The following is a 7042-nucleotide window of genomic DNA, read 5'->3' on the forward strand; positions in this document are numbered from 1 at the left end:
ACAAGATTCTTGGCCATTCTTCATTGACTGTGATTTTAATATAGAGATAACTCTTATCGTCAACAAAACGAATATTATAACGCGGTCGATAAATTTTAATGAAATTATTTTCCAAAATAAGTGCTTCTACGTCATTATTTGCTACTACAAAGTCAAAATCCTCAATTTTTTCGGCAAGCAATCGAATTCTGGGTGATTGAATACTCTTACTGTGGACGTAGTATGCCAGTCTTTTTCTTAGTGAATTAGCCTTCCCCACATAAAGAACTTTGCCTTTTTTTCCCTTCAGTAAATAAGTTCCAGGAACATCTGGTACCGTTTGAAGTTTGTCTTTTAGCAACGGCTTTCAGCCTCGATAATAAATCTTCAATATTCAACTAATTTTTAACACGGCTGCTCCATTAAATCGACTATATTTAAGGTCACTCAGAGCTTGATTTGCATTTTCCAATGAATAAGGGACAGTTTCCGTTTTTATTTCGATTTCCTGGGCTATTTTCAAGAATTCGATGGCATCTTGACGTGTAACATTTGCAACGCTCACAATCTTACGCTCATGCCATAAAAGATCCCAGGATATCGGCGGAATATCTGATAAATAGATCGCATTTATAGCTAAAGTGCCACCACGATCGAGTTGTTGAAGTATATCCAACACTAAAGGTCCGGATGGCGCAAATGAGATCGCTCTATCTATTTTTTTAGGAGGTATATCTTTAGAAGTTCCAACCCAAGCAGCATCAAGTTCTTTCGCGTGTTCTTGATGTTCTTTTGAGCGAGTGAAGACAAAAACCTCACAATCCCAATGGTTAGCAATCTGAATTACTATATGTGCAGAAGCTCCAAACCCAAACAACCCCAGTGTTTCGCCAGGTTTTACTTCTGACAGTCTAAGGGACCTATAACCAATGACTCCCGCACACATTAAAGGAGCGGCTTTAATATCATCAAAAGATTCTGGTAGAAGATAAATATAATCGCTGGGAGCGGTTACAAATTCTGCAAAACCGCCATTCTCACTAAATCCGGTGAATTTGGCATGTGGACATAAGTTTTCTTGGCCTCGAACGCAATATTTACAAGTTTGGTCAGTAGAATAGAGCCATGCAACACCCACACGGTCTCCTTTCTTAAAATTCTTTACGTTTTCCCCTAATTCATCAACGACAGCCACAATTTCATGTCCAGGTACGATAGGTAATTTGGGTAGGGGATCTAATTCACCCTCAACGATGTGTAAATCTGTGTGACACACGCCACAGGTTTTTAATTTAAGTAATACTTCATCCTCAGATAGTGGTCTTTTAATGGGAATGTCCTCCAATTCGAGTGGCGAGTTTTCGATACTATCAGGCTTTCTAAGAACCATAGCTTTCATAATCAAAACCACTTGCTTTTCTCTTCAATTATCTTGTTTATCATACTTTCACAGGAATGCTCAATCAGTGTTTGGGATCAATTTACTTATAATGATATTCAAGTGAGCAGTAGTCATTTTGTCCCCTCTTCTTGTAGAGATCATAATTTTAAGAAGGGATATGAGCGAAAAAATGGTCACCGAAAAAATAGGAGAAAAATATATTCAATTTAACCATTATTAAATAGAAAAACTCCATTCACAGCCTTCCATATACGCTGGCGGAAGCCTTATTGGTCTTACTCTAATATTTGGATTTATTTCCTTCGCAAATGCTATAAAATAAGCTCCACTGACTGGTTCGCAAACGAATCTAGTTCTATCAGCCTTTTTCATTGCTTCAAGAGTTCGGCAATATTCAATATGAAGAATAGCCTCGCTATCAGTGAGCATCTCATAATGGCATTCTACTTGAAGCATGAATGGTGCACGAATCAATATTTCTAGAGCCGTTTCAAGTGAACTGTCCTGTACATTGAATAACGATCTCAATCGTTTTGCTTCTTTTCTTCCATATTTTTTCCATACATCAACGTCTATTTTTAAAGCGCTTTCATAATCAGTCATTTTCTCTGTTGTCAGAAACCATAACGCATCCATAACAAAGAATAAATCACTATAGTTACTACTTTCGTAGAAAAATATTAAACTTCTTCCATACTAACCACAGGAACAAGTGGAAAGTAGTTAGAGGACTGGGGACCATATACTCCCAGGGATAGCCCGCGATCTCGTATGTTGCATGCGGCGTTATAGTCGGCGTCACCCTTATAACCGCAAGCTGGACATACGAATTTTTCATCTCGACGGATACCCCTGCTTCCACACTTGTGACAGACTTGACTCGACCAGTATGGGTACACCTCTATCAGGAAAACACGGTTTTCCTCGCAGAGCAACTCCAATTTGGTACAAGCATGACGATAAGCCCAGTGTGAGAGCAGTCGGTTAGTGTAACGATTTCTTCGCTTCTTTTTATATTTTCGCGCTTTCTTACTTCGTCCTTTCTTCACATCTCGTAAGCGTTCGATCACTAGCACTCTTATTCTCGTGAAATCTATCTTCTTCAACTCACTATTGATGTGTTCTTTAATTATTAGGTGGCTTTTTTTCCTTCTGTAAAACCGCTCTATTTCCTGTTTCAATGTTCCTCCAACGATTTGACCATCAGATATCACTGCTAGTTTGCGAAAGCCCAGGTCCAGACCTACCATCTCTCCCAATTTTCTTATTGGGGGCAGTTGCTTCTCGAAGAAGACATCAAGGAAAAAGCCTTGTTTGGTTCTTCGTAGCCTACAGGACTTCAATAACTCCCAACCCTTATTATAAAAAGAGTTAAAGTGATGATGTCGTTTGGTTGGCAGATAAATGGGTCTGCCACCTAAAATAGAGATTTTGATCCAGAGGTCAAAGGTGTTGTTGCCTTTTTTAATTTGCGCAAAGCGTTGGTCCAGTTCAAGTGTGGCTTTACAAATGACTGGTTTGGTTTTTTTGGTACGTTTACGCTGAGACTTGACATTCTGGAGTGCCTGTTTGGCGGCACATTGCTTGTATCGTTCTGTCAGTGATGTCCTTATGTGCAGGTAATATTTTTTAGGGACAAATGAGCCTTCGAATATATTATGATTCCAGAGGGTGTTGATGCATTTCTGCATAAAACTGAGATATTCATCAATTAAGTTATTCAGTATACTTTGTTTAAGTTTAGTCACATAGTTTAAGCTAAGGGTGGCCCGCCTAATCACGATATTCTCAAATCCTTTCGTATCTCGATATTAAACTATTAGTTACTAAGACACGTACTTAAGAAGAGTATTAGTCTTTATGATGCGGCTTTACAGAGTTAGTATATACAATCACCTTTTTTTAAGAACAGACTCCCCTTTGTATAAGTAAAATATCAAAAAAGAAAACCGCTTTCAGCGTTATGAAGTTAGGCAAATTGAGAGGAAACCTGATTGTATGATTACTTCTGATATAACCTCATTAAAACAAATTATGGCGATGTGTTTACGCGTTTTCTATGATTTCTATATTTTTACCTAAATCTCTTTCACTATACATTTTAATTAGTTCAATTAAGTCGTGTTTCGAAAAATCCTTGAAGTCTGCTATTTTCATAAGCTCACCTAATTTCGCCTCTTACTTGTTTCAGAACTTCAGATAGTACCAAAAAACGTAGATGAAGAGTAAAATAATTCAAAAATTAAATCTGACGGATAATATGTCTTTTATTTTAGTGATAAAAACTTCAGCATCATTTATAGCGCTTCTTGCGTCATCTTCTGATATAAAAGAGACTATTCCGTAATCCGCGCTTTCTCTAAATGAAAGTAATTTATTTAGAATTCTACCAAACTTTTCTTCTAAGAGGCCTTCTTTAATAACCCGGATTCCAAAAACAACTTGGAGACCTTTGTGTGTTCTTGTATCTTCTCCTAAAAGATATAAAAGTGCTTTTGAAGCATGAAAAACACTATAGTAGGCTCGACTGATCGCATCCTCGTAAAATTTATTTTTAAAGAGAAGCTGAGCTGCAGAAATTGCTTTATCTGATCGCTCTATATACTCTTTGGCAATCTTGAACGTGTTTTCTTTTTCACTCATAATTACCACCTCAAGGAGACCCCCCAACATGTTGGGGGGAGGAATTGAGGTTGGGCGTTGCTCACACTACCCTTTCTGCGGAGACAGGGTTTGGTGTACCCAACCTCAGGTGGTGTGTTAATGACGGGTACTCGCAAGTCCCGCCGCTCCCCACACCAAGGGAGTAGGTTCTCTTCGCCAAAGTTATCAGTCAGTACTATACGATGATCACTGAGAGTTTCCTCTCTGTTTAAACCACCGTTTACAGAGCAAAGGACTAGAGAAGCATCCTTTGGTGTGTTCTTGAACTCTCCTGATAACGTAGATACCGCCATAGACTATATGACCTCTCTTAGGCTAATCAACCAATTACTCTTGCTCCTCACGGAACAAGCCCTCTATTTTTTTGGAGGGTGATTGACAATCGAATGCCTTCCTTTAGAATGTTCTTAATTATAGGATCTCCTTTCTTATGACGATATTCTTCTTTGGAGAGAAAAACTAAAGAGACAGGCACAGAGTATTTAAGATATATTTCCGAAAGTTCATTTTGAAGAGCGTCCCTTTTATTGTTATCTCCTACAATTAGCAAATCAAGATCACTGTCTGGACGGTAATTACCAGTTGCAAATGAACCATAAATAATTGCCAAGTCAATTGATTCTTCATTGTTCTTCAGGATTTTTTTCAGAAGATCAATTATTTCTTTTTCGTATAAATATAACACTCTGTTGACCTCATAAATCACAATGTTTTAATAAACAAAATAAAAAAAGTGAGATGACTTATTAATATTTTTCAGTTCCAGTGATCTTATCTATACAGATCGTCAAGGTCATCTCGGTTACTTTAAAATCTTTGTTCTTCAAGGTCAACATTTCTAAATTCTTGAACTTGCATTGTGCTTCTATCTGTCTCGGGAAGCGCTGATTTTGCAACAATGTAAAACTGACATAACTTTTCTTTGTGCATGAGAGTTATCCCACTCCACTTTCCATCCTCTGTTCCGAATCGTATCACAGATCCAAGCCCTGCACCTTGTTTTTCCTCTTCAAAGGACATCTTTGCTTCTGCGAGAGCATCTGATACTTTTTTCCAGTAGTCTTCATTGCTTTTCAAAACGTCTTTAGATTCTTCTTTATCCATCCTTAAAATTGCTTCCATTATAAAGCCGTTCAAGGTCTCATTTCTGACTTCTTTCCAAGCTTTTTTATTCCCATAGAACTCTAGCGCATTTAATTGCCCGTTAATGAATACGGCAACACCGCACTGTTTTTCTACATCTTCAAAATGAAGAGTATATTTTTCAACACGCTCTTTTTGGTCACTGGCTAATTTATTATAGGAACGTGATACGTTTTGATCTGTCGTTTGTCCAAATACTGCCATTTGTGCTTCAATTCCGCCCCAGATTGAACCTTGTGAATCTCCTTCCTCCTTCATGGCGTTAGACATGATAGACGGGTTCAGGCGGATCTTTGCTGATTTGAATTTACGGTGTTCTGTTCCTTTTGGTGCAATTTCAGTAGAATTTTCAAGTTCAAATGACCATCTTCCTGCTTCCACGCATCTTGAAGGAATTGGAATTGGTTTGCCTGTCTGAGTTGGCGGAACAAGCAATGGTTGGTAAATAACTCGATCCTGCTTGCCACCCGAGATTGTGTGCCCGAAGGGTATCAAAATCGGAATTTTCGATGAATTAACGACTTCCAACTCGCTCACGCTTGCCGATTCTTGTTCACTAATATGGCTTGCGTTTTGTAATTCGGCTTCCTTTATAGTCATGAACTCTGCTTCATCGCCTTCTAAAATAAGCGGGATTATAGTCATGTTCTTGTAGCTTTGTAAATTTCCAAATCTTATTATTTTGTTTATATCTCCTTCAAAGATATTTTTTAAATAATCTAAATGCTTCAGTCCTATTCAATCCTCCTTTTTGGGTTTTTTGAGTTTAGTTTCCTCAAGGGGTTCAATGTTATCGTTCAAGATTTCTAATGCACGATTACCGTTAGTGGTTAGTGCAAAACCAAATTCAAGGTCTTTACTTCCATTTTTATATTCCTTAATATTTCGCCAACCTCTATATTTCGGACTAGCTAATTCTTCAAATTCTACGTGCTCTCTATGTTGTGTTATCAATTTCTGGGTTTTTAATCTCTTCAACTTATTTGAAATGGTTGATTTTGGAACAGGCGTAGGAGGCGTGTCATCATCACTCTCTGATAGTAAATATTGTAGCTCATTTATTCCTTTAGGCTCAGAAAGAGATGTGATGATTTTTTGCTCACGAAGTGCTTCAAGCAATTGTTTTGGTGATAGTTTCTTCTTTTCTTTCTCATTTTCTTTACCCATTAAATCACCCTTTTGGGACTAATAGTTCTATTTTTTCGAACTATCTATCCCATATAGTGAAATAATAGTTTATAAACCTTTGTACGGATTCGATTAACTTCGAGTTAATTTCTTGTAGTTAATGCTCCATTCATTAGAAAAGCATTGAAAAAGAGTTCCCGCTTATAAAAAGCATACAAAAGAAGCCAATTAAAGAATATCGTAAAGAAATACTGACGGTTAATTAAGAAACACTTTTTTAACCATAGTTGTTATCAAAGAGAGAACGATAAATGCATTTTTGCTTTTGTGGACATTTTTCCATTTAGATATACCATAATGAACGATTATTAAGCCACAATATTTATATTATAAATCTATCTATGAAATAGTGTAAATATTTCCGTTTACGGATATTGTTCAATATGATTTGAGAAGGAGATGAACATGAAATTCTCCGAAACTTTAACGGATAAGGATGCCAGAATAGTTATCGGAGAGCTTACACTAAGAGAACTAGAGCAACTTTATTCCCAAAGGGAATGGAAACAGACCCTAAGCCCTAAAATCGTGACCACAATTCTTAAAGAAATTCTCAAAGAGGCGACTCTTGAAGATATTGAAATAAGAGAAGAAACTGAAAATAATGAACGGTATGCAAAACTGCTGCAATTTTTTGGAGATATTTTAAAGGACTATGTATGTATC

10 protein-coding genes are annotated in these 7042 nt (G+C 37.1%); 1 reads left to right on the forward strand and 9 read right to left on the reverse strand.

Annotation, left to right across the window (positions count from 1 at the left end; all coding sequences use genetic code 11):
* From QVB70_RS10850 to QVB70_RS10890, 9 genes are all read right to left on the reverse strand, one after another.
* The coding region (locus QVB70_RS10850; protein ID WP_287586020.1) for a GIY-YIG nuclease family protein at positions 1-340 on the reverse strand (340 nt) is incomplete at its 3' end.
* A gap of 33 nt (positions 341-373) precedes the next feature.
* Positions 374-1378 (reverse strand): zinc-dependent alcohol dehydrogenase family protein, encoded by a 1005-nt coding sequence (locus QVB70_RS10855; protein ID WP_287586022.1) that lies wholly within the window; start codon positions 1376-1378, stop codon positions 374-376.
* A gap of 219 nt (positions 1379-1597) precedes the next feature.
* Positions 1598-2017 carry a DUF6125 family protein gene (locus QVB70_RS10860; RefSeq protein ID WP_287586025.1) on the reverse strand — a complete coding sequence of 140 codons (420 nt, stop codon included), beginning with the start codon at positions 2015-2017 and terminating at the stop codon, positions 1598-1600.
* Between the two features lie 44 nt (positions 2018-2061).
* Entirely contained in the window at positions 2062-3162 is a 1101-nt protein-coding gene (locus tag QVB70_RS10865; RefSeq protein WP_287586027.1) for a transposase, read from the reverse strand.
* A 454-nt stretch (positions 3163-3616) separates the two neighbouring features.
* Entirely contained in the window at positions 3617-4024 is a 408-nt protein-coding gene (locus tag QVB70_RS10870; protein ID WP_287586030.1) for a HEPN domain-containing protein, read from the reverse strand.
* Between the two features lie 2 nt (positions 4025-4026).
* On the reverse strand, positions 4027-4338 hold the full coding sequence (locus tag QVB70_RS10875; RefSeq protein WP_287586032.1) for a hypothetical protein: 312 nt from the start codon (positions 4336-4338) through the stop codon (positions 4027-4029).
* A 47-nt stretch (positions 4339-4385) separates the two neighbouring features.
* Positions 4386-4730, reverse strand: a complete 345-nt coding sequence (locus tag QVB70_RS10880) for a nucleotidyltransferase domain-containing protein (RefSeq protein WP_287586035.1) — start codon at positions 4728-4730, stop codon at positions 4386-4388.
* Positions 4731-4852: 122 nt separating this feature from the next.
* Positions 4853-5926: a DUF6569 family protein gene (locus tag QVB70_RS10885; RefSeq protein WP_342766561.1), complete on the reverse strand. Its 1074-nt coding sequence runs from the start codon at positions 5924-5926 to the stop codon at positions 4853-4855.
* Complete coding sequence (locus QVB70_RS10890) at positions 5927-6355, reverse strand: hypothetical protein (RefSeq protein ID WP_287586039.1); 429 nt, start codon at positions 6353-6355, stop codon at positions 5927-5929.
* A 426-nt stretch (positions 6356-6781) separates the two neighbouring features.
* On the opposite strand from QVB70_RS10890, the gene QVB70_RS10895 reads away from it, so the two are divergent.
* Positions 6782-7042 (forward strand): hypothetical protein (locus QVB70_RS10895; RefSeq protein WP_287586041.1); only part of this gene is annotated, 261 nt, incomplete at its 3' end.

Origin of the sequence: Candidatus Borrarchaeum sp. (assembly GCF_019058535.1) — an archaeon.
Lineage (GTDB): Archaea > Asgardarchaeota > Sifarchaeia > Borrarchaeales > Borrarchaeaceae > Borrarchaeum > Borrarchaeum weybense.

Coding starts and splice junctions, on each gene's coding strand:
- QVB70_RS10855 (WP_287586022.1), bottom strand. CDS start 1,378: ATGAAAGCTATGGTTCTTAGAAAGCCTGATAGTATCGAAAACTCGCCA.
- QVB70_RS10860 (WP_287586025.1), bottom strand. CDS start 2,017: ATGGATGCGTTATGGTTTCTGACAACAGAGAAAATGACTGATTATGAA.
- QVB70_RS10870 (WP_287586030.1), bottom strand. CDS start 4,024: ATGAGTGAAAAAGAAAACACGTTCAAGATTGCCAAAGAGTATATAGAG.
- QVB70_RS10875 (WP_287586032.1), bottom strand. CDS start 4,338: ATGGCGGTATCTACGTTATCAGGAGAGTTCAAGAACACACCAAAGGAT.
- QVB70_RS10890 (WP_287586039.1), bottom strand. CDS start 6,355: ATGGGTAAAGAAAATGAGAAAGAAAAGAAGAAACTATCACCAAAACAA.